At 71.7% G+C, this 20,226-nt stretch carries 18 protein-coding genes; 16 read left to right on the top strand and 2 right to left on the bottom strand.

Translation table 11 applies throughout. From position 1 onward, the window contains the following. Nucleotides 1–80: 80 nt before the first annotated feature. Nucleotides 81–581 (bottom strand): transcriptional regulator BldD, encoded by a 501-nt coding sequence (gene bldD / locus LNW72_RS09260; protein WP_138352602.1) that lies wholly within the window; start codon nucleotides 579–581, stop codon nucleotides 81–83. A gap of 237 nt (nucleotides 582–818) precedes the next feature. Here bldD and pyrR point away from each other — a divergent pair, with 237 nt between their 5' ends. The 14 genes from pyrR to LNW72_RS09190 all read left to right on the top strand — a co-directional run bounded on the left by pyrR (nucleotide 819) and on the right by LNW72_RS09190 (nucleotide 17,490). Continuing rightward, nucleotides 819–1,391, top strand: coding sequence for a bifunctional pyr operon transcriptional regulator/uracil phosphoribosyltransferase PyrR (pyrR, locus tag LNW72_RS09255; RefSeq protein ID WP_250974972.1), 573 nt, complete (start codon nucleotides 819–821; stop codon nucleotides 1,389–1,391). A gap of 83 nt (nucleotides 1,392–1,474) precedes the next feature. After that, nucleotides 1,475–2,506 carry an aspartate carbamoyltransferase catalytic subunit gene (locus tag LNW72_RS09250; protein WP_250974971.1) on the top strand — a complete coding sequence of 344 codons (1,032 nt, stop codon included), beginning with the start codon at nucleotides 1,475–1,477 and terminating at the stop codon, nucleotides 2,504–2,506. Continuing rightward, nucleotides 2,503–3,789, top strand: coding sequence for a dihydroorotase (locus LNW72_RS09245; RefSeq protein WP_250974970.1), 1,287 nt, complete (start codon nucleotides 2,503–2,505; stop codon nucleotides 3,787–3,789). Before LNW72_RS09250 ends, LNW72_RS09245 begins: the two co-directional genes overlap by 4 nt. Beyond that, nucleotides 3,786–4,430 carry a hypothetical protein gene (locus tag LNW72_RS09240; protein ID WP_250974969.1) on the top strand — a complete coding sequence of 215 codons (645 nt, stop codon included), beginning with the start codon at nucleotides 3,786–3,788 and terminating at the stop codon, nucleotides 4,428–4,430. Before LNW72_RS09245 ends, LNW72_RS09240 begins: the two co-directional genes overlap by 4 nt. Beyond that, complete coding sequence (gene carA, locus LNW72_RS09235) at nucleotides 4,427–5,602, top strand: glutamine-hydrolyzing carbamoyl-phosphate synthase small subunit (RefSeq protein ID WP_250974968.1); 1,176 nt, start codon at nucleotides 4,427–4,429, stop codon at nucleotides 5,600–5,602. Before LNW72_RS09240 ends, carA begins: the two co-directional genes overlap by 4 nt. After that, nucleotides 5,595–8,906, top strand: a complete 3,312-nt coding sequence (gene carB, locus LNW72_RS09230) for a carbamoyl-phosphate synthase large subunit (RefSeq protein ID WP_250974967.1) — start codon at nucleotides 5,595–5,597, stop codon at nucleotides 8,904–8,906. Before carA ends, carB begins: the two co-directional genes overlap by 8 nt. Before the next feature lie 130 nt (nucleotides 8,907–9,036). Then, nucleotides 9,037–10,146 (top strand): quinone-dependent dihydroorotate dehydrogenase, encoded by a 1,110-nt coding sequence (locus LNW72_RS09225; protein WP_250974966.1) that lies wholly within the window; start codon nucleotides 9,037–9,039, stop codon nucleotides 10,144–10,146. Then, entirely contained in the window at nucleotides 10,143–10,988 is an 846-nt protein-coding gene (gene pyrF, locus LNW72_RS09220) for an orotidine-5'-phosphate decarboxylase (protein WP_250974965.1), read from the top strand. Before LNW72_RS09225 ends, pyrF begins: the two co-directional genes overlap by 4 nt. Before the next feature lie 254 nt (nucleotides 10,989–11,242). After that, complete coding sequence (locus LNW72_RS09215) at nucleotides 11,243–11,566, top strand: integration host factor (protein WP_250974964.1); 324 nt, start codon at nucleotides 11,243–11,245, stop codon at nucleotides 11,564–11,566. Nucleotides 11,567–11,604: 38 nt separating this feature from the next. Beyond that, nucleotides 11,605–12,198, top strand: coding sequence for a guanylate kinase (gmk, locus tag LNW72_RS09210; protein WP_250974963.1), 594 nt, complete (start codon nucleotides 11,605–11,607; stop codon nucleotides 12,196–12,198). A gap of 41 nt (nucleotides 12,199–12,239) precedes the next feature. Next, on the top strand, nucleotides 12,240–12,509 hold the full coding sequence (gene rpoZ, locus LNW72_RS09205) for a DNA-directed RNA polymerase subunit omega (RefSeq protein WP_138352592.1): 270 nt from the start codon (nucleotides 12,240–12,242) through the stop codon (nucleotides 12,507–12,509). A 99-nt stretch (nucleotides 12,510–12,608) separates the two neighbouring features. Continuing rightward, nucleotides 12,609–13,817 carry a bifunctional phosphopantothenoylcysteine decarboxylase/phosphopantothenate--cysteine ligase CoaBC gene (coaBC, locus tag LNW72_RS09200; RefSeq protein ID WP_250974962.1) on the top strand — a complete coding sequence of 403 codons (1,209 nt, stop codon included), beginning with the start codon at nucleotides 12,609–12,611 and terminating at the stop codon, nucleotides 13,815–13,817. 229 nt (nucleotides 13,818–14,046) lie between these two features. Further along, nucleotides 14,047–15,255, top strand: a complete 1,209-nt coding sequence (gene metK / locus LNW72_RS09195) for a methionine adenosyltransferase (protein WP_138352590.1) — start codon at nucleotides 14,047–14,049, stop codon at nucleotides 15,253–15,255. A gap of 96 nt (nucleotides 15,256–15,351) precedes the next feature. After that, nucleotides 15,352–17,490: a primosomal protein N' gene (locus LNW72_RS09190; RefSeq protein ID WP_250974961.1), complete on the top strand. Its 2,139-nt coding sequence runs from the start codon at nucleotides 15,352–15,354 to the stop codon at nucleotides 17,488–17,490. A gap of 180 nt (nucleotides 17,491–17,670) precedes the next feature. Here LNW72_RS09190 and LNW72_RS09185 read toward each other — a convergent pair whose 3' ends face one another. After that, a complete protein-coding gene (locus tag LNW72_RS09185; protein ID WP_250974960.1) occupies nucleotides 17,671–18,315 on the bottom strand; it encodes a hypothetical protein in 645 nt (214 codons plus the stop codon). A 301-nt stretch (nucleotides 18,316–18,616) separates the two neighbouring features. On the opposite strand from LNW72_RS09185, the gene def reads away from it, so the two are divergent. Together def and fmt are read left to right on the top strand one after the other, a co-directional pair. After that, a complete protein-coding gene (gene def, locus LNW72_RS09180; RefSeq protein ID WP_250974959.1) occupies nucleotides 18,617–19,162 on the top strand; it encodes a peptide deformylase in 546 nt (181 codons plus the stop codon). Between the two features lie 115 nt (nucleotides 19,163–19,277). Then, complete coding sequence (gene fmt, locus LNW72_RS09175; RefSeq protein WP_250974958.1) at nucleotides 19,278–20,219, top strand: methionyl-tRNA formyltransferase; 942 nt, start codon at nucleotides 19,278–19,280, stop codon at nucleotides 20,217–20,219. The last annotated feature ends 7 nt before the right edge of the window (nucleotides 20,220–20,226 follow it).

Genomic DNA, 20,226 nt, shown 5'->3' with positions numbered 1-20,226 from the left:
ACGGAACCGCCCGGGGCGGTGTCCCTGCGGACACCGCCCCGGGCGGTACGTTTCTGCACTTTTGTTTGTCGGCTGTTTGTTCAGCCGTCCTCGTGCTGGACCGCGCGGCGCGCGTCCGCGTCGAGGACGCCCCAGCCGATGAGCTGCTCGGTGAGGACCGACGGCGACTGGTCGTAGATCACGGCCAGCGTGCGCAGGTCGTCCTGGCGGATCGACAGCACCTTGCCGTTGTAGTCCCCGCGCTGGCTCTGGATGGTGGCGGCGTAGCGCTGCAGCGGACCGGCCTTGTCCGGCGGGACCTGGGACAGTCGCTCCAGGTCCAGGACAAGCTTCGGCGGCGGCTCCGCGGCCCCGCCCGGCGTGGTGCCGGGCAGCAGCTCCTGGACCGGAACTCCGTAGAAGTCCGCCAGCTCGGCCAGTCGCTGTACGGTCACGGCGCGGTCGCCACGCTCGTACGAGCCGACGACGACGGCCTTCCAGCGGCCTTGGGACTTCTCCTCGACGCCGTGGAGGGAGAGACCCTGCTGCGTGCGGATGGCGCGGAGCTTGGCTCCGAGCTGTTTGGCGTAATCGCTGGACATAAGGCTCCCCGGACGGAAACTCGGTGACTCACTGTGAGGTTACGCAGCGTAATTTGACTTCGTCAAGCCGAATGGTCCGGACCGGTCTCCCTGTACTGCGCGAGCGTCCGATTCGTACCGGTGTGCCTATCGTGCGGGTGACCGCCCGAGAACGCGACCTGCGCGCCTGGTAACGTGAGGCCGTATCCCTGGCGTCCTTTAAGACCCGTCCCGTGAGGCGGGGAAGGAGAGCCCTTCATGGCTGAAGACCGCAGTACATCCGCACGCCCGGTGCTCGAAGCACCGGACATCGCACGGGTCCTGACCCGCATCGCCCACGAGATCGTCGAACGCGCCAAGGGCGCCGACGACGTGGTGCTCCTCGGCATTCCCACCCGCGGTGTCTTCCTCGCCCGCAGGCTGGCCGACAAACTCGCCGACATCACCGGCCGCAAGGTCCCGGTCGGATCGCTCGACATCACCATGTACCGCGACGACCTGCGGCTGCACCCGGCCCGCGCACTGGCCCGCACCGACATCCCCGGTGACGGCGTCGACGGCCGGCTGGTGATCCTCGTCGACGACGTGCTCTTCTCGGGCCGCACGATCCGCGCCGCCCTCGACGCGCTGAACGACATCGGCCGGCCGCGAGCCGTACAGCTCGCCGTCCTCGTCGACCGCGGCCACCGCGAACTCCCGATCCGGGCCGACTACGTCGGCAAGAACCTCCCCACCTCGCTGCGCGAGACCGTCAAGGTCCACCTCACCGAAGAGGACGGCCGTGACACGGTCCTCCTCGGCGTGCGCGAGGGCTCCCCGGCGGACGAATAGCGCAAGCACGACCCGGACCCCCGCGCGGTCCGGGCCCACGAGCATGCCCTCCGCCGCCCCAGTACCCCCTTCGGAGTGACCCGATGAAGCGCCACCTGATCTCGGCCGCCGACCTGACCCGCGACGACGCCATCCTCGTCCTCGACACCGCCGAGGAAATGGCCCGCGTGGCCGACCGGCCGATCAAGAAGCTGCCGACCCTGCGCGGCCGCACCGTCGTCAACCTCTTCTTCGAGGACTCGACCCGCACCCGCATCTCCTTCGAGGCCGCCGCCAAGCGGCTCTCCGCCGATGTCATCAACTTCTCCGCCAAGGGCTCCTCGGTCTCCAAGGGCGAGTCCCTGAAGGACACCGCGCTGACCCTGGAGGCGATGGGCGCCGACGCCGTCGTCATCCGGCACGGCTCCTCCGGCGCCCCGCACCGGCTCGCCACCTCCGGCTGGATCGGCGGCTCGGTCGTCAACGCCGGTGACGGCACCCACGAACACCCCACCCAGGCGCTGCTCGACGCCTTCACCATGCGCCGCCACCTGGCGGGCGCGAAGGACGGCGGCCCGACCTTCCACCGCGGTCCTGGCGACGGCACTGGCCGCGACCTCGCCGGCCGCCGGATCACGATCGTCGGCGACATCCTGCACAGCCGGGTCGCCCGCTCCAACGTCCACCTGCTCAACACGCTCGGCGCCCAGGTCACCCTGGTCGCCCCGCCGACCCTGCTGCCGATCGGCGTGGACAGCTGGCCCTGCGACGTCTCCTACGACCTGGACGCGGTGCTCGCCAAGTCCGACGCCGTGATGATGCTGCGGGTGCAGAGCGAACGGATGAACGCCGCGTTCTTCCCCACCGAGCGCGAGTACTCCCGCCGCTACGGCCTCGACGGCGGCCGGATGGCCGCCCTGCCGGAACACGCCATCGTGATGCACCCCGGCCCGATGAACCGCGGCATGGAGATCACCGCCGAGGTCGCCGACTCCGAGCGCTGCACCGTCGTCGAGCAGGTCGCCAACGGCGTCAGCATCCGGATGGCCGTCCTGTACCTGCTGCTCGGCGGGAACGAACCCGCCATCGCCACCGCCGCCCCCGCCGCCCGCACCGAGGAGAACGACCAGTCATGAGCAAGACCCTGATCCGAGGCGCCAAGGTGCTCGGCGGCGACCCGCAGGACGTCCTGATCGACGGTGAGACGATCGCCGCCGTCGGAACCGCGCTGGACGCCGACGGCGCCACCGTCGTCGAGGCGGACGGCATGATCCTGCTGCCGGGCCTCGTCGACCTGCACACCCATCTGCGCGAGCCGGGCCGCGAGGACTCCGAGACGGTCCTGACCGGCACCCGCGCCGCCGCCATCGGCGGCTACACCGCCGTGCACGCGATGGCCAACACCTTCCCCGTCGCGGACACCGCGGGCGTCGTCGAGCAGGTCTGGCGGCTCGGCCGCGAGTCCGGCTACTGCGACGTGCAGCCGGTCGGCGCCGTCACCGTCGGCCTGGCGGGCAAGCAGCTCGCCGAGCTCGGCGCGATGGCCGACTCCGCCGCCGGTGTGCGGGTCTTCTCCGACGACGGCAAGTGCGTCGACGACGCGGTGATCATGCGCCGCGCGCTGGAGTACGTGAAGGCCTTCGACGGAGTCGTCGCCCAGCACGCCCAGGAGCCCCGCCTCACCGAGGGCGCCCAGATGAACGAGGGCATCGTCTCCGGCGAACTGGGCCTGGTCGGCTGGCCGGCCGTCGCCGAGGAGTCGATCATCGCCCGCGACGTGCTGCTCGCCGCGCACGTCGACTCCCGCGTGCACATCTGCCATCTGTCCACGGCCGGCTCCGTCGAGATCGTCCGCTGGGCCAAGTCCAAGGGCTGGAACGTGACCGCCGAGGTCACCCCGCACCACCTGCTGCTCACCGACGAGCTGGTCCGCTCGTACAACCCGGTCTACAAGGTCAACCCGCCGCTGCGCACCGAGGCCGACGTCATGGCGCTGCGCGAGGCGCTGGCCGACGGCACCATCGACTGCGTCGCCACCGACCACGCGCCGCACCCGCACGAGGACAAGGACTGCGAGTGGGCCGCGGCCGCCATGGGCATGGTGGGCCTGGAGACCGCGCTGTCCGTCGTCCAGCAGACGATGGTCGACACCGGCCTGCTCGACTGGGCCGGCGTCGCCGACCGCATGTCGGCGCGGCCCGCCGTCATCGGCCGGCTGGCCGGCCACGGACGGCCGGTCGCCGCGGGCGAGCCCGCGAACCTCACTCTCGTCGATCCGGCTTACCGTGGAGTGGTGAATCCCGCGGGCTTCGCCTCCCGCAGCCGCAACACCCCGTACGAGGGCCGTGAGCTGCCGGGCCGGGTGATCGCCACCTTCCTGCGGGGCAGGGCGACGGTCGTGGACGGGAAACTCGCGTGACAACTCTGACTCTCCTGCTGGCGGCGGACCAGAAGTCCCAGCAGGTCACCGACTGGTCCGCACGGATCGGCTGGATCGTGGGCCTGGGCCTGTTCGTCGCGCTCGTCTACTGGCTGATGCGCGAGGGCTGGAAGTGGCGCGGCACCCTCCAGGGCGGCCTGCCCGAGCTGCCCACCGTCCCCGAGGACGGCGCCGAACCGCTGCTGACCCTCAGGGGCCGCTACCACGGCAGCACCACCGCGGGTCAGTGGCTGGACCGCATCGTCGCCCACGGCCTCGGGGTGCGCAGCATGGCCGTGCTCACTCTGACGGAGCAGGGCCTGCACGCGGAACGGACCGGCGCGCCGGACTTCTTCGTCCCCACCGCCGCACTGCGCGGCGCCCGGCTCGACAAGGGCATCGCCGGCAAGGTCCTCACCGAGGGCGGCCTGCTGGTGATCACCTGGGAGCACGGCGGCCGGCTCATCGACTCGGGTTTCCGCTCCGAGCACGCGGCCGAGCACGCCGGCTGGGTCGACGCGGTCGGCTCCATGGCATCAGCATCCGGGGCCGCCGCATCCGCGGCGGGCGCCCCCGTACCCGACCAGCACCCCGGCGACAGTGCCGTCGCCGCCCCGCTCCACCAGGAAGGCCCACGATGACGACCTCCACCCAGCGGGCAGACAGGACCCCCGCCGTACTCGTCCTGGAGGACGGCCGGATCTTCCGCGGCCGTGCCTACGGGGCGGTGGGGGAGACCGTCGGCGAGGCCGTCTTCTCCACCGGCATGTCCGGCTACCAGGAGACGCTGACCGACCCGTCGTACCACCGCCAGGTGGTCGTCATGACGGCTCCGCACATCGGCAACACCGGCGTCAACGACGAGGACCCGGAGTCGTCCCGCATCTGGGTCGCCGGCTATGTGGTCCGCGACCCCGCCCGGGTCTCGTCCAACTGGCGCGCCCGCCGCACCCTCGACGAGGAACTCGTCAACCAGGGCGTCGTCGGCATCAGCGGCATCGACACCCGCGCCCTCACCCGCCATCTGCGCGAGCGCGGCGCCATGCGGGTCGGCATCTTCTCCGGTGCCGCCATCGGCACCGACGCCGACCTGCTCGCCAAGGTCCTCCAGGCACCCCAGATGAAGGGCGCCGACCTGTCGGCCGAGGTGGCGACCAAGGAGTCGTACATCGTCCCGGCGATCGGCACCAAGCGCTTCACCGTGGCCGCGATCGACCTCGGCATCAAGGCGATGACGCCGCAGCGGATGGCCGAGCGCGGCATCGAGGTCCATGTGCTGCCCGCCACCGCGACCGTCGAGGACGTGTACGCCGTCGCGCCCGACGGGGTGTTCTTCTCCAACGGCCCCGGCGACCCGGCCACCGCCGACCACCCGGTCGCGGTGATGCGGGGGGTGCTGGAGCGGAAGACCCCGCTCTTCGGCATCTGCTTCGGCAACCAGATCCTGGGCCGCGCGCTCGGGTTCGGCACCTACAAGCTCAAGTACGGCCACCGCGGCATCAACCAGCCGGTCCAGGACCGCACCACCGGCAAGGTCGAGATCACCGCGCACAACCACGGCTTCGCCGTCGACGCGCCGCTCGACACGGTCTCGGACACGCCCTACGGCCGGGCCGAGGTCAGCCACGTCTGCCTGAACGACAACGTGGTCGAGGGACTCCACCTCCTCGACCAGCCGGCGTTCAGCGTCCAGTACCACCCCGAAGCAGCCGCCGGCCCGCACGACGCCGCGTACCTGTTCGACCGTTTCGTCGAGCTCATGCGAGACAACAACCAGCACAGCGCAGATCTGATGGAGGGCCAGCGTGCCTAAGCGCACCGATATCCAGTCCGTCCTGGTCATCGGCTCCGGCCCGATCGTCATCGGCCAGGCAGCGGAGTTCGACTACTCCGGTACCCAGGCCTGCCGGGTGCTGAAGTCCGAGGGCCTGCGGGTCATCCTCGTGAACTCCAACCCGGCCACGATCATGACCGACCCCGAGATCGCCGACGCCACCTACGTCGAGCCGATCACGCCGGAGTACGTCGAGAAGATCATCGCCAAGGAGCGCCCCGACGCGCTCCTGCCGACCCTCGGCGGCCAGACCGCGCTCAACACCGCGATCTCGCTGCACGACAACGGCGTCCTGGACAAGTACAACGTCGAGCTGATCGGCGCCAACGTCGAGGCCATCAACAAGGGCGAGGACCGCCAGCTCTTCAAGGGCGTCGTCGAGGCCGTCAACGCCAAGATCGGCTACGGCGAGTCCGCCCGGTCCGTCATCTGCCACTCGATGGACGACGTCATCTCGGGCGTGGACACCCTCGGCGGCTACCCCGTCGTCGTCCGCCCGTCCTTCACCATGGGCGGCGCCGGCTCCGGCTTCGCCCACGACGAGGAGGAGCTGCGCCGCATCGCCGGCCAGGGCCTCACGCTCTCGCCGACCACCGAGGTGCTCCTGGAGGAGTCCATCCTCGGCTGGAAGGAGTACGAGCTGGAGCTGATGCGCGACCGCAACGACAACGTCGTGGTCGTCTGCTCCATCGAGAACTTCGACCCGATGGGCGTCCACACCGGCGACTCCATCACCGTCGCCCCGGCGCTGACGCTGACCGACCGCGAGTACCAGAACCTGCGGGACGTCGGCATCGCGATCATCCGCGAGGTCGGCGTCGACACCGGCGGCTGCAACATCCAGTTCGCGATCAACCCCGAAGACGGCCGCGTCATCGTCATCGAGATGAACCCGCGGGTCTCGCGCTCCTCGGCGCTCGCCTCCAAGGCCACCGGCTTCCCGATCGCCAAGATCGCCGCCCGGCTCGCCGTCGGCTACACGCTCGACGAGATCCCGAACGACATCACCGAGAAGACCCCGGCGTCCTTCGAGCCGACGCTCGACTACGTCGTCGTCAAGGTGCCGCGCTTCGCCTTCGAGAAGTTCCCGGCGGCCGACGCGACCCTCACCACCACCATGAAGTCGGTCGGCGAGGCCATGGCGATGGGCCGCAACTTCACCGAGGCGCTGCAGAAGGCGCTGCGCTCGCTGGAGAAGAAGGGCAGCCAGTTCACCTTCACCGGCGAGCCCGGCGACAAGGACGCGCTGCTGGCCACGGCGGCCGTGCCGACCGACGGCCGGATCAACACCGTCATGCAGGCGATCCGGGCCGGCGCCACCCCGGAGGAGATCTTCGACGCGACGAAGATCGACCCGTGGTTCACCGACCAGCTCTTCCTGATCAAGGAGGTCGCCGACGACCTGGCGGCCGCCGACCGGCTCGGCCCCGAGCTGCTCGCCGACGCCAAGCGGCACGGCTTCTCCGACGTCCAGATCGGTGAGATCCGGGGTCTGCGCGAGGACGTCGTCCGCGAGGTCCGGCACGCGCTGGGGGTGCGCCCGGTCTACAAGACGGTCGACACCTGCGCCGCCGAGTTCGCCGCCAAGACCCCGTACTTCTACTCGACCTACGACGAGGAGTCCGAGGTCGCCCCGCGCGAGAAGCCCGCCGTGATCATCCTCGGCTCGGGCCCCAACCGCATCGGCCAGGGCATCGAGTTCGACTACTCCTGCGTCCACGCCTCGTTCGCGCTGCACGACGCGGGCTACGAGACCGTGATGGTCAACTGCAACCCCGAGACCGTCTCGACGGACTACGACACCTCCGACCGCCTGTACTTCGAGCCGCTGACGCTCGAGGACGTGCTGGAGATCGTGCACGCCGAGTCGCTGGCCGGCCCGATCGCGGGCGTCATCGTCCAGCTCGGCGGCCAGACCCCGCTCGGCCTGGCGCAGGCCCTCAAGGACAACGGGGTGCCGATCGTCGGCACCTCGCCCGAGGCCATCCACCTCGCCGAGGACCGCGGCGCGTTCGGCCGGGTGCTGGCCGAGGCCGGACTGCCCGCCCCCAAGCACGGCACCGCGACCACCTTCGACGAGGCCAAGGCCATCGCCGACGAGATCGGCTACCCGGTCCTGGTCCGCCCGTCGTACGTGCTCGGCGGCCGCGGCATGGAGATCGTCTACGAGGAGGCCCGGCTCTCCTCGTACATCGCCGAGTCCACCGAGATCAGCCCGACCCGCCCGGTCCTGGTCGACCGGTTCCTCGACGACGCCATCGAGATCGACGTCGACGCGCTCTACGACGGCACCGAGCTCTACCTCGGCGGCGTCATGGAGCACATCGAGGAGGCCGGTATCCACTCCGGCGACTCCGCCTGCGCACTGCCCCCGATGACGCTCGGCGGCTACGACATCAAGCGGCTGCGCGCCTCCACCGAGGCCATCGCCAAGGGTGTCGGCGTCCAGGGCCTGATCAACATCCAGTTCGCGCTGGCCGGGGACATCCTCTATGTCCTCGAGGCCAACCCGCGCGCCTCGCGCACCGTCCCCTTCACCTCGAAGGCGACCGCGGTGCCGCTGGCCAAGGCCGCCGCGCGGATCTCGCTCGGCGCGACCGTCGCCGAACTGCGCGCCGAGGGCATGCTCCCGAAGACCGGCGACGGCGGCACCCTGCCGCTGGACGCGCCGATCTCCGTCAAGGAGGCCGTCATGCCGTGGAGCCGCTTCCGCGACATCCACGGCCGCGGCGTCGACACCGTGCTGGGCCCGGAGATGCGCTCCACCGGCGAGGTCATGGGCATCGACTCGGTCTTCGGCACCGCCTACGCCAAGTCCCAGGCCGGCGCGTACGGCGCGCTGCCCACCAAGGGCACCGCGTTCATCTCGGTGGCCAACCGCGACAAGCGCAACCTGGTCTTCCCGGCCCGCGCACTCGCCGACCACGGCTTCGAACTGCTCGCCACCTCCGGCACCGCCGAAGTGCTGCGCCGCAACGGCATCCACGCCACCATCGTGCGCAAGCAGAGCGAGGGCACCGGCCCCGACGGTGAGCCGACCGTCGTCCAGCTGATCCACGACGGCAAGATCGACCTCATCGTCAACACCCCGTTCGGCACCGGTGGCCGCCTCGACGGCTACGACATCAGGACCGCCGCGGTCTCCCGCGGTGTCCCGTGCCTGACGACGGTGCAGGCGCTGGCCGCCGCCGTGCAGGGCATCGACGCGCTCAACCGCGGCGACATCGGGGTCAGATCACTGCAGGAACACGCGGAACGTCTGAACGCCGCCCGCGAGGGATAGGTCGTGTCGTCGCAGTCCCGTCTGGTCGGCGGGGCCTGGCACGACACTCCCTAGCGCCAGGAGGGGACACCGACCGGTGTCCCCCTCGCCATGTGACCGCCGCCCCGCAGAATCCCGTAGAAGGCTCCGCATGTACTCCCTCCTCTTCCGACTGCTCTTCCGGCGCATGGACCCCGAGCGGGCACACCACCTGGCGTTCGGCTGGATCCGGTTCGCCGCCCGCGTCCCGGTCCTGCGCACCCTCGTGGCGGCCGTGCTCGCGCCCCGCCACACGGCGCTGCGCACCGAGGCGCTGGGCCTGCGCATGCACGGCCCGTTCGGCCTCGCGGCCGGCTTCGACAAGAACGCCGTCGCGATCGACGGCATGGCGATGCTCGGCTTCGACCACGTCGAGATCGGCACCGTCACCGGGCAGCCGCAGTCCGGCAACCCGAAGAAGCGGCTCTTCCGGCTGGTCCAGGACCGCGCGCTGATCAACCGCATGGGCTTCAACAACGAGGGCTCAGCCGCGGTCGCCGCCCGGCTGGCGGCCCGCACGCCGGCCTTCAGGACGACCGTCGGCGTCAACATCGGCAAGACCAAGGTGGTCCCCGAGGACGAGGCCACCGCGGACTACGTGACCTCCACCGAGCGGCTCGCGGCCCACGCGGACTACCTCGTCGTCAACGTCTCATCGCCCAACACCCCGGGGCTGCGCAATCTGCAGGCCGTCGACCAGCTGCGCCCGCTGCTGACCGCGGTGCGCGAGGCCGCCGACCGCACGGTCACCACCCGCCGGGTGCCGCTGCTGGTCAAGATCGCCCCGGACCTGGCCGACGACGACATCGACGCCGTCGCCGACCTCGCCGTCGAGCTCGGCCTGGACGGCATCATCGCCACCAACACCACGATCGCCCGCGACGGCCTGGGGCTGACCTCGGACCCGGCGCTGGTCCAGGAGACCGGCGGCCTGTCCGGCGCCCCGCTGCGGACCCGCTCGCTGGAGGTGCTGAGCCGGCTGTACGCCCGGGTCGGCGACCGGATCACCCTGGTCGGGGTCGGCGGCGTCACCACCGCCGACGACGTCTGGGAGCGCATCCTGGCCGGTGCCACCCTGGTCCAGGGGTACAGCGCCTTCATCTACGAGGGCCCGTTCTGGTGCCGCGCCCTCCACCAGGGCCTCGCGGCACGGCTGGCCGCGAGCCCGTACGCCACCCTCGCCGACGCGGTCGGCGCCGAACACCGGAAGGTGAGCTCATGAGCGCGGAGAACCTGGAACCCTTCGGCGCGCGGCTGCGGCACGCGATGGACACCCGCGGTCAGCTCTGCGTCGGCATCGACCCGCACGCGGCGCTGCTGACCTCCTGGGGCCTCAACGACGACGTGGCCGGTCTGGAGCGCTTCACGCGCACCGTGGTCGACGCCCTCGCCGACCGGGTCGCCGTCCTCAAGCCGCAGAGCGCGTTCTTCGAGCGCTTCGGCTCCAGGGGCATCGCCGTGCTGGAGCGGGCCGTCGCCGACGCCCGCGCCGCCGGCGCGCTGGTGCTGATGGACGCCAAGCGCGGTGACATCGGCTCCACCATGGCCGCCTACGCCGCCACCTTCCTCGACAAGGACTCCCCGCTCTTCTCCGACGCGGTCACCGTCAGCCCGTACCTCGGCTTCGGCTCGCTGCGGCCCGCGCTGGACGCGGCGCGGATCTCCGGCGCCGGGGTCTTCGTCCTCGCCCTGACCTCCAATCCGGAGGGCGCCGAGGTCCAGCGGGCCACGGCCGCGAACGGCAGGTCGCTCGCCCAGGTGATGCTCGACCACATCGCGGCCGAGAACGCCGGCGAGCGCCCGCTCGGATCCGTCGGCGCCGTGGTCGGTGCCACCCTCAGCGAGGCCGGCGCGGACCTGGACGTCAACGGGCCGCTGCTGGCCCCCGGCATCGGCGCCCAGGGCGCGACGCCGGCCGGTCTCCCCGGGCTCTTCGGGTCCGCGGTCGGCAACGTCCTCCCGAGCGTGAGCCGCGATGTGCTGCGGCACGGCCCCGACGTGGCCGGACTGCGGGACGCCGCGGCCCGGTTCGCCGACGAGGTCCGGGCCGCCCTGGCGGGCTGAGCGCCACCGGCCCCCTCGGGACCCCCTGTCGGGAGCCGCGACGGCGTCAACCGATGCCGTTATGTCCTAAAAATCCCAGCGGATCGAGTCTGACCAGGACTTTTCGTCTGTTCTCGCTGACTTGAGCCGCCGTGACCGCTAGTCTCCGACGAGAGCGAGCACGCAAGTGCTTCGTTCGTTGCCCTGCAGGTGGGGGCGACTAGGTTCCACAACCGGTCCGTATCCGACAGTTCGATATCCGAGGTGACGTAGGCGTGGCTCTTCCGCCCCTTACCCCTGAACAGCGCGCTGCCGCGCTCGAGAAGGCCGCCGCGGCCCGCCGGGAGCGCGCCGAGGTCAAGAATCGGCTCAAGCACTCCGGCGCTTCGCTGCATGAGGTCATCAAGACGGGCCGAGAGAACGATGTCATCGGCAAGATGAAGGTCTCGGCCCTTCTTGAGTCCCTGCCCGGTGTGGGCAAGGTCCGTGCCAAGCAGATCATGGAGCGGCTCGGCATCTCCGAAAGCCGCCGGGTGCGGGGTCTCGGCTCCAACCAGATCGCATCTTTGGAGCGTGAGTTCGGCGGCGGCGCCGCCTGACGGTCCCCAGCACCTCCGGGAACCGGGATAATCGCTTCATGGCTGCAACATCCCGGGGGACGTCCCCCGTGCCCCCGGACGTACGTCCGCGGCTGACCGTGCTCTCCGGCCCCTCCGGGGTCGGCAAGAGCACGGTCGTCGCTCATATGCGCAAGGTCCACCCCGAGGTATGGCTCTCGGTGTCGGCCACCACTCGCCGGCCACGGCCGGGCGAGCAGCACGGAGTGCACTACTTCTTCGTGGACGGCGACGAGTTCGACAAGCTCGTCGCCAACGGTGAACTGCTGGAGTGGGCCGAGTTCGCGGGCAACCGCTACGGCACCCCGCGCAAGGCGGTGCTGGACCGCCTCGACGCGGGTGAGCCCGTGCTGCTGGAGATCGATCTGCAGGGCGCCCGGCTGGTCCGCCAGTCGATGCCCGAGGCGCAGCTCGTCTTCCTGGCCCCGCCGAGCTGGGACGAGCTGGTCCGCCGGCTCACCGGGCGGGGCACCGAATCGCCCGAGGTGATCGAGCGGCGGCTGGCCGCGGCCAAGGTCGAACTGGCTGCCGAATCCGAGTTCGACATGACCCTTGTCAATACCTCGGTCGAGGATGTAGCACGCGAGCTGCTAGCCTTGATGCGAGTTGTATGATCCACTTCCATTCTTTTCCACAAAGTAGGGGTAGGTAGAGAATGTCCTCTTCCATCACCACGCCCGAGGGCATCATCAACCCGCCGATCGACGAGCTGCTCGAGGCCACGGACTCGAAGTACAGCCTGGTGATCTACGCGGCCAAGCGCGCGCGCCAGATCAACGCGTACTACTCCCAGCTCGGTGAAGGCCTGCTGGAGTACGTCGGCCCCCTGGTGGACACCCACGTCCACGAGAAGCCGCTGTCGATCGCGCTGCGCGAGATCAACGCGGGACTGCTGACCTCCGAGGCCATCGAGTCGGCCGGCTAGCAGTACCCGAATCCTTGTCACCACGGGCCCGGCAGCACCGCTGCCGGGCCCGTGGTGTGTGATGGACGCAAGAGAATCCACAGCTCGGCGGGAGAGACGATGGGCCAGCCACAGGTCGTCCTGGGGGTGAGCGGCGGGATCGCCGCCTACAAGGCGTGCGAGCTGCTGCGGCGGCTCACCGAGTCCGGGCACGGCGTACGCGTGGTCCCCACCGACTCGGCGCTGCACTTCGTGGGAGAGGCCACCTGGTCGGCGCTGTCCGGCAATCCCGTCTCGACCCGGGTGTGGGACGACGTCCGGGAAGTCCCGCACGTCAGGATCGGCCAGCACGCCGACCTCGTGGTGGTCGCGCCGGCCACCGCCGACCTGCTCGCCAAGGCCGCGCACGGCCTCGCCGACGACCTGCTCACCAACACCCTGCTCACCGCACGATGTCCGGTGGTGTTCGCGCCGGCCATGCACACCGAGATGTGGGAACACCCCGCCACCCAGGAGAACGTCGCCACCCTGCGCCGCCGGGGCGCGATCGTGATCGAGCCCGCCGTCGGCCGGCTGACCGGCGTGGACACCGGCAAGGGCCGGCTGCCCGACCCCGCCGAGATCTTCGAGGTCTGCCGCCGGGTGCTCACCCGCGGCCCGCGGGGGCTCGCGACCGATCTCGCCGGGCGCCATGTGGTGATCAGCGCCGGCGGCACCCGTGAGCCGCTGGACCCGGTGCGCTACCTGGGCAACCGCTCCTCGGGAAAACAGGGCTACGCGCTGGCCCGTACGGCGGTCGCCCGCGGCGCCCGCGTCACCCTGGTGGCCGCCAACACCGACCTCGCCGACCCGGCGGGCGCCGATGTGGTGCGGGTCGGCACGGCCGTGCAACTGCGCGAGGCGGTGCTGAAGGCGGCGGCGGACGCGGATGTGGTCGTCATGGCGGCGGCCGTGGCGGACTTCCGGCCCGCGCACTACGCCGCTGGCAAGATCAAGAAGAAGGACGACCAGGAGCAGCCGCCACTGGAACTCGTCCGCAACCCCGACGTCCTCGCAGAACTCGCCACACAACGTTCACACCCCGGACAGCTCATCGTGGGCTTCGCCGCCGAAACCGACGATGTACTGGCGAACGGTCGGGCCAAACTGCTCCGCAAGGGCTGTGACCTGCTGGTTGTCAACGAGGTCGGGGACCACAAGGCCTTCGGCTCCGAGCAGAACGAGGCCGTGGTGCTGGGTGCGGACGGCAGCGAGACCCCGGTACCGTACGGTCCGAAGGAAGCCCTCGCCGACCAGGTGTGGGATCTCGCCATCGCCCGGTTGACGTGAAATCGTTCCTCCGGGTGTACCAAAACCGGAATTCTGCGGCATTCCGCCCGTGCCACGGGCGGATCGTCGTACCGGCGCCAGTGGTGTCGCAGGTCACGGCATATCCACGTACCGAGATGCCTTGTCGGTCCGGCCGAAGCGAACGATAAACTAGCCACGGAACGCCGGGCGCAGCCCCGCGCGTCCCACCCATGATCAGCCAGCAGCCGCTGCAACCCCAGGGAGCAATGTGTCCCGCCGCCTGTTTACCTCGGAGTCCGTCACCGAGGGACATCCCGACAAGATCGCTGACCAGATCAGCGACACGATCCTCGACGCCCTCCTCAAGGAGGACCCGACCTCCAGGGTCGCGGTCGAGACGCTGATCACCACCGGCCAGGTGCATGTCGCCGGTGAGGTCACCACCAAGGGATACGCGGACATCGCGACCCTGGTGCGCAACAAGATCCTCGAGATCGGCTACGACTCGTCGAAGAAGGGCTTCGACGGCGCCTCGTGCGGCGTCTCGGTGTCCATCGGCGCACAGTCGCCCGACATCGCCCAGGGTGTGGACACCGCTTACGAGCAGCGTGTCGAGGGTGACGAGGACGAGCTCGACAAGCAGGGCGCCGGCGACCAGGGCCTGATGTTCGGCTACGCCTGCGACGAGACCCCCGAGCTGATGCCGCTGCCGATCCACCTGGCACACCGGCTCGCGCGGCGGCTCTCCGAGGTCCGCAAGAACGGGACCATCCCGTACCTGCGCCCGGACGGCAAGACCCAGGTGACCATCGAGTACGACGGCGACAAGGCCGTCCGCCTCGACACCGTGGTCGTCTCCTCGCAGCACGCCTCGGACATCGACCTCGAGTCGCTGCTCGCGCCGGACATCCGCGAGTTCGTCGTCGAGCACGAGCTCAAGGCGCTGCTGGGTGACGGCATCAAGCTGGAGACCGAGGGCTACCGCCTGCTGGTGAACCCGACCGGCCGCTTCGAGATCGGCGGCCCGATGGGCGACGCCGGCCTCACCGGCCGCAAGATCATCATCGACACCTACGGCGGCATGGCCCGGCACGGCGGCGGTGCCTTCTCGGGCAAGGACCCGTCCAAGGTCGACCGGTCCGCCGCGTACGCCATGCGCTGGGTCGCCAAGAACGTCGTGGCCGCCGGCCTCGCCTCGCGCTGCGAGGTCCAGGTCGCCTACGCGATCGGCAAGGCCGAGCCGGTGGGTCTGTTCGTCGAGACCTTCGGCACCGCGTCGGTGGACGTCGAGAAGATCGAGCAGGCCATCGCGTCGGTCTTCGACCTGCGCCCGGCCGCGATCATCCGCGACCTGGACCTGCTGCGTCCGATCTACTCCCAGACCGCCGCGTACGGCCACTTCGGCCGCGCGCTGCCGGACTTCACCTGGGAGCGCACCGACCGTGTCGAGGCGCTGCGCGCCGCCGCCGGTCTGTAGGACCCGGCAGCAGACACACCCGCACCACGCGTACGGCCCCGGACCTCGCGGTCCGGGGCCGTCGCGCTGTCCGAGACGTCTGGTAGGACTGGGGCTGTGAGCAGCGAGGACGAGCGGACGAACCCACCGGCTGGGGAGCAGCTGGCGCTCATCCGCGAGTCCGTGCGCAAGGCGAAGGAACCCAAGGCCAGGCGCGGCACCTGGCGTGGCGCCGACCTCGCCGAGGGGCTGCCCGTCGCCCGCGTCCTGGTCGACAAAGGGGTGCTGCACCTCGACAAGTACTTCGACTACGCGGTGCCCGCCGCGATGGACGCCGACGCGCAGCCCGGGGTCCGGGTCCGGGTCCGGTTCGGGGCCGGGGCGCACAACGTCGTCAGCGGACGCCGTGAGGGCGGCGGGCTGATCGACGGGTTCGTCGTCGCCCGGCTCACCGAGTCCGACTACGCCGGCCCGCTCGCCGCGATCGCCCAGGTGGTGTCCCCGGAGCCGGTGCTCAGCCCGGCCCTGCTGCGGCTCTGCCGCGCGGTCGCCGACCGGTACGCGGGATCGCTCGCCGATGTGATCCAGCTCGCCGTGCCCGCCCGGCACGGCCGGGTGGAGAAGAAGCCGTCCCCGGAACCGCCCGCCACCCCCGCCCCGCCGGAGCCCGGCACCTGGTCGCGCTATCCGACCGGACCCGCCCTGCTGCGGGCGCTGGGCCGCGGCGACTCCCCGCGTGCGGTGTGGACCGCGCTGCCCGGTCCGCACTGGCCCGCCGAGCTGGCCGCGGCCATCGCCGCCACCCTCGCCTCCGGCCGCGGCGCGCTCGCCGTGCTGCCCGACGGCCGGGCCGCCGCCCGGGTCGACGCGGCACTCACCGCACTGCTCGGCGAGGGCCACCACGTCCTGCTCACCGCGGATTCCGGCCCCGAGGCGCGCTACCGGCGCTGGCTGGCGGTGAGCCGGGGCGCCGTCCGGGCCGTCGTCGGCACCCGGGCCGCGATGTTCGCCCCGGTGCAGGACCTCGGCCTGGTCGCGCTGTGGGACGACGGCGACTCCAGCCACGCCGAGCCGCACGCCCCCATGCCGCACGCCCGGGACGTGCTGCTGCTGCGGGCCACGGAGGAGCGGGCCGCCTTCCTGCTCGGCGGCCTCATCCGCACCGTCGAAGGCGCCCAGCTCGTCGAGACCCAGTGGGCGCTGCCGGTGGACGCCTCCCGCGAGGCGGTCCGGGCGGCGGCGCCGCTCGTCCGCACCATCGGCGACGGCGACCAGGCGCGGGACGGGGCGGCCCGCGCCGCCCGGCTGCCGAGCCTCGCCTGGCAGGTGGCCAGGGAGGCACTGCTGCACGGGCCCGTCCTCGTCCAGGTCCCGCGCCGCGGCTATGTGCCGCGGCTGGCCTGTGAACGCTGCCGGGAACCCGCCCGGTGCGGAAAGTGCGCGGGACCGCTGGAGCTGGCGGACGGGAACAGCGCGCCGCAGTGCGGGTGGTGCGGCCGCCCCGAGGCGGCGTGGCACTGCCAGGAGTGCGGCGGGTTCCGGCTGCGCGCCCAGGTGGTCGGCGCCCGGCGTACCGCGGACGAACTCGGCCGGGCGTTCCCGAAGGTCCCGGTCCGTACCTCAGGGCGGGACGGCATCCTCGGAGCCGTCACCGGCACACCGGCGCTGGTGATCTCCACCCCGGGCGCCGAGCCGGTCGCGGAGGGCGGCTACGCGGCCGCGCTGCTGCTGGACGGCTGGGCGCTGCTCAACCGGCCGGACCTGCGCGCGGGGGAGGAGGCGCTGCGCCGCTGGACGGGCGCGGCCGCCCTGGTCAGGCCCGCGACCGAGGGCGGCACGGTGCTGGTGCTGGCCGAGCCCACCCTGCGGCCGGTCCAGGCGCTGGTGCGCTGGGATCCCGCCGGGCACGCGGCCCGCGAACTGGCCGAGCGGGCCGAACTGGGCTTCCCGCCGGTCTCGCGGATGGCCTCCGTGACCGGCGGCCCGGCGGCGGTGGCCGCACTGGTCGAGCTGGCCCGGCTGCCCGAGGGCGCGGCCGTCCTGGGGCCGGTGCCGGTCTCCGGCGACCGGCCGGGCGGACCGCGCAGGACCGGCGACGCCCCGGCGGGGGAGCACTGGGAGCGGATGCTGATCAGGGTCCCGCCGGGCAGCGGGGCGGCGCTGGCCGCCGCTCTCAAGGCCGCCCAGGTGGCCCGTACGGCGCTCAAGCAGACCGATCAGGTCCTGGTGCGCATCGACCCGCTGGACATCGGCTGACGGTCCCCAGGGGCCGGCTCCGGCCGCGCAGCCGGCCGTCCGGCTCTCCAGCCGGTTGGTCCGGGACATGGCGCCGCCCCGGCGTCCGACCTGTCGGCGTGGCGGGCGGCGGGGCGGCTGGTCCTGCGGAAACGCACCGCGGGCGGTGCGGTGATGCGGTGGTGCGGGTGGTGCCGGGGCTCAGCCGCTGCGCGGACCGGGCAGCGCGCCGGGGAAGGCGTCCTCCCGGGCGTTCACCGGCACATGTCCGGGCGCATGTCCCGGCATCTGCTGCGGCAGCTGCGCGGGCAGTGGCCCGGACCCCTGCGAGGGCAGGTGCCCGGACAGCGGCCCGGACAGCGGCCCGGACAGCGGTGCGGACATCTGGTCCGGCATCGAGCGAGCCGCCGGCACACCGGCCATCGGGGGAGCGGACGCCGCGGCGTGCACCGCCGTGGTGTCCGGGTGCGAGGACTCGTCCTCCGTGCCGTGGACGGCATGGCGGCGCGCCCCGTACCGCCGGTGCACCGCCTGTTTCGTCACCCCGAGGGCGGAGCCCACCGCGTCCCAGGAGAACCCCAGCGAGCGGTCGAACTCCACCGCCGCCGTGACCAGGGTCTCCACACTGTCGCGGAGCTCCTGGGCGAGCCGCACGGTGGGTGCGGGAGCACGTCCGTAGACGACGAATCCGGCGGCGGGACCGCTGCGCCGCGGTCGGTACACATTGCCCAGCTGGGCGGTCAGGGTCCGTAGCGCGTCCACCTGTCGGCGGACCCTTTCGATGTCCCGCACCAGTAGGTGCAGGCTTGCCCGGGCCTGGGCGTCATGGGTTGCGTGGTCGGGCATCAACAAGCCTCTCCAACCGGCGTTGATAAGGATCGGGCCGTGTCCGTGGTGTGATGGCCCTTTTTCGGTCAATCTCTCTTGACCAACGCTCCAGCGGGCCATCGAGTCACGCATCAGGGGGCGTGCTGATGTTTCCGGGGGGCGCGTAAGACCGCGTACACCCCCGAACGGGTCGGCCCCTAGAATTGGACGGCCCCCAGCCACCGCTGGGAGGTGCCCCCACCGTCACCTCCCCCGAACTCCGTCCGGAGGTGCCCCGGGGGTGTCTCCAGATCCGTCCGACCACGGGAGCCCGCCAGCCGTGTCCGTCACGCCCATCCGCCTCTTCGGCGACCCGGTGCTGCGCATGACGGCGCAGCCAGTCACCACCTTCGACAAGGAACTCCGCATTCTCGTCCAGGATCTGACCGAGACCATGCAGGCGGCGCCGGGCGCCGGTCTCGCGGCCCCGCAACTGGGCGTCTCGCTGCGGGTCTTCACCTACTTCGTCGACGGCGAACTGGGGCACCTGGTCAACCCGGACCTGACGCTGAGCGAGGAGGAGCAGGACGGTCCCGAGGGCTGTCTGTCGCTCCCCGGTCTGACTTACGACTGCGTCCGCTCCTACGGTGTCGTCGCCAAGGGCTTCAACATGTACGGCGACCCGGTCACCATCGAGGGCACCCAGCTGCTGGCCCGCTGCATCCAGCACGAGACCGACCACCTCGACGGCATCATCTTCATCGACCGGCTCGACGCCGAGCAGCGCAAGGCGGCGATGAAGGCGATCCGGGAGGCGGAGTGGGCGGACCTGGGCGTGCCGCAGGTGAAGGTCTCCCCGCACAGCACCTTCGGCAGCACGCTGTGAGTCCGGCCGCCCGAACGGCCGCCCCCGCCACCCGACCCGCCGCCGCCCGACCCGCCGCCGCGCGAACCACCGCCCACGGCCGTCCCCCCTGCCAACGAGAGGCACAGAACCCACGATGAGGCTCGTCTTCGCAGGCACTCCCGAGGTCGCCGTCCCCGCCCTGGAGGCGCTCCTGGCGTCGGACCGGCACGAGGTCGTCGCCGTCGTCACCCGTCCCGACGCGACCGCGGGCCGCGGCCGCAAGCTGGTCTCCAGCCCGGTCGCCCAGCGGGCCGGGGAGGCGGGCATCGAGGTGCTCAAGCCCGTGAAGCCGCGGGACGAGGACTTCCTCGCCCGGCTCCGGGAGATCGCCCCGGACGCCTGCCCGGTCGTCGCGTACGGAGCGCTGCTGCCCAAGGCCGCGCTCGAGATCCCGGCGCACGGCTGGGTCAACCTGCACTTCTCGCTGCTTCCCGCCTGGCGCGGCGCGGCTCCCGTGCAGCACGCGGTGATGGCCGGTGACGAGGTCACCGGCGCCTCGACGTTCCTCATCGAGCAGGGGCTGGACTCCGGTCCGGTCTTCGGCGTCGTCACCGAGGACGTCCGGCCCACCGACACCAGCGGTGACCTGCTCACCCGGCTCGCGCACAGCGGCGCCGGGCTGCTCACCGCGACGATGGACGGCATCGAGGACGGCCGGCTGGTGCCCCGGACACAGCCCACCGAGGGCATCACCATCGCCCCCAAGATCACCGTCGAGGACGCGGCGGTGGACTGGAACGCGCCCGCGCTGCGCGTCGACCGGCTGATCCGCGGCTGCACCCCGGCGCCCGGCGCCTGGACGCTGCTCGACGGCGAACGCTTCAAGCTCGGCCCGGTGACCCCGCTGCCCGGCCGCGAGGACCTGGCGGGACTGGCGCCCGGCGAGCTCTCCGTCGCCAAGAACGCGGTGTACGCGGGCACCGGCAGCCACGCCGTGGAACTCGGCGAGGTGCAGCAGCAGGGCAAGAAGCTGATGCGCGCCGCCGACTGGGCGCGCGGCGTCCGGCTCGCCTCCGGTACCCGCCTGGGCGGGTAGCCCGGTT

The organism is Streptomyces sp. RKAG293 (assembly GCF_023701745.1).
In the GTDB taxonomy this organism is placed as follows: Bacteria; Actinomycetota; Actinomycetes; order Streptomycetales; family Streptomycetaceae; genus Actinacidiphila.
Note: the sequence above shows the minus strand (reverse complement) of the source record. Positions and strands in the feature narration are given on the sequence as shown.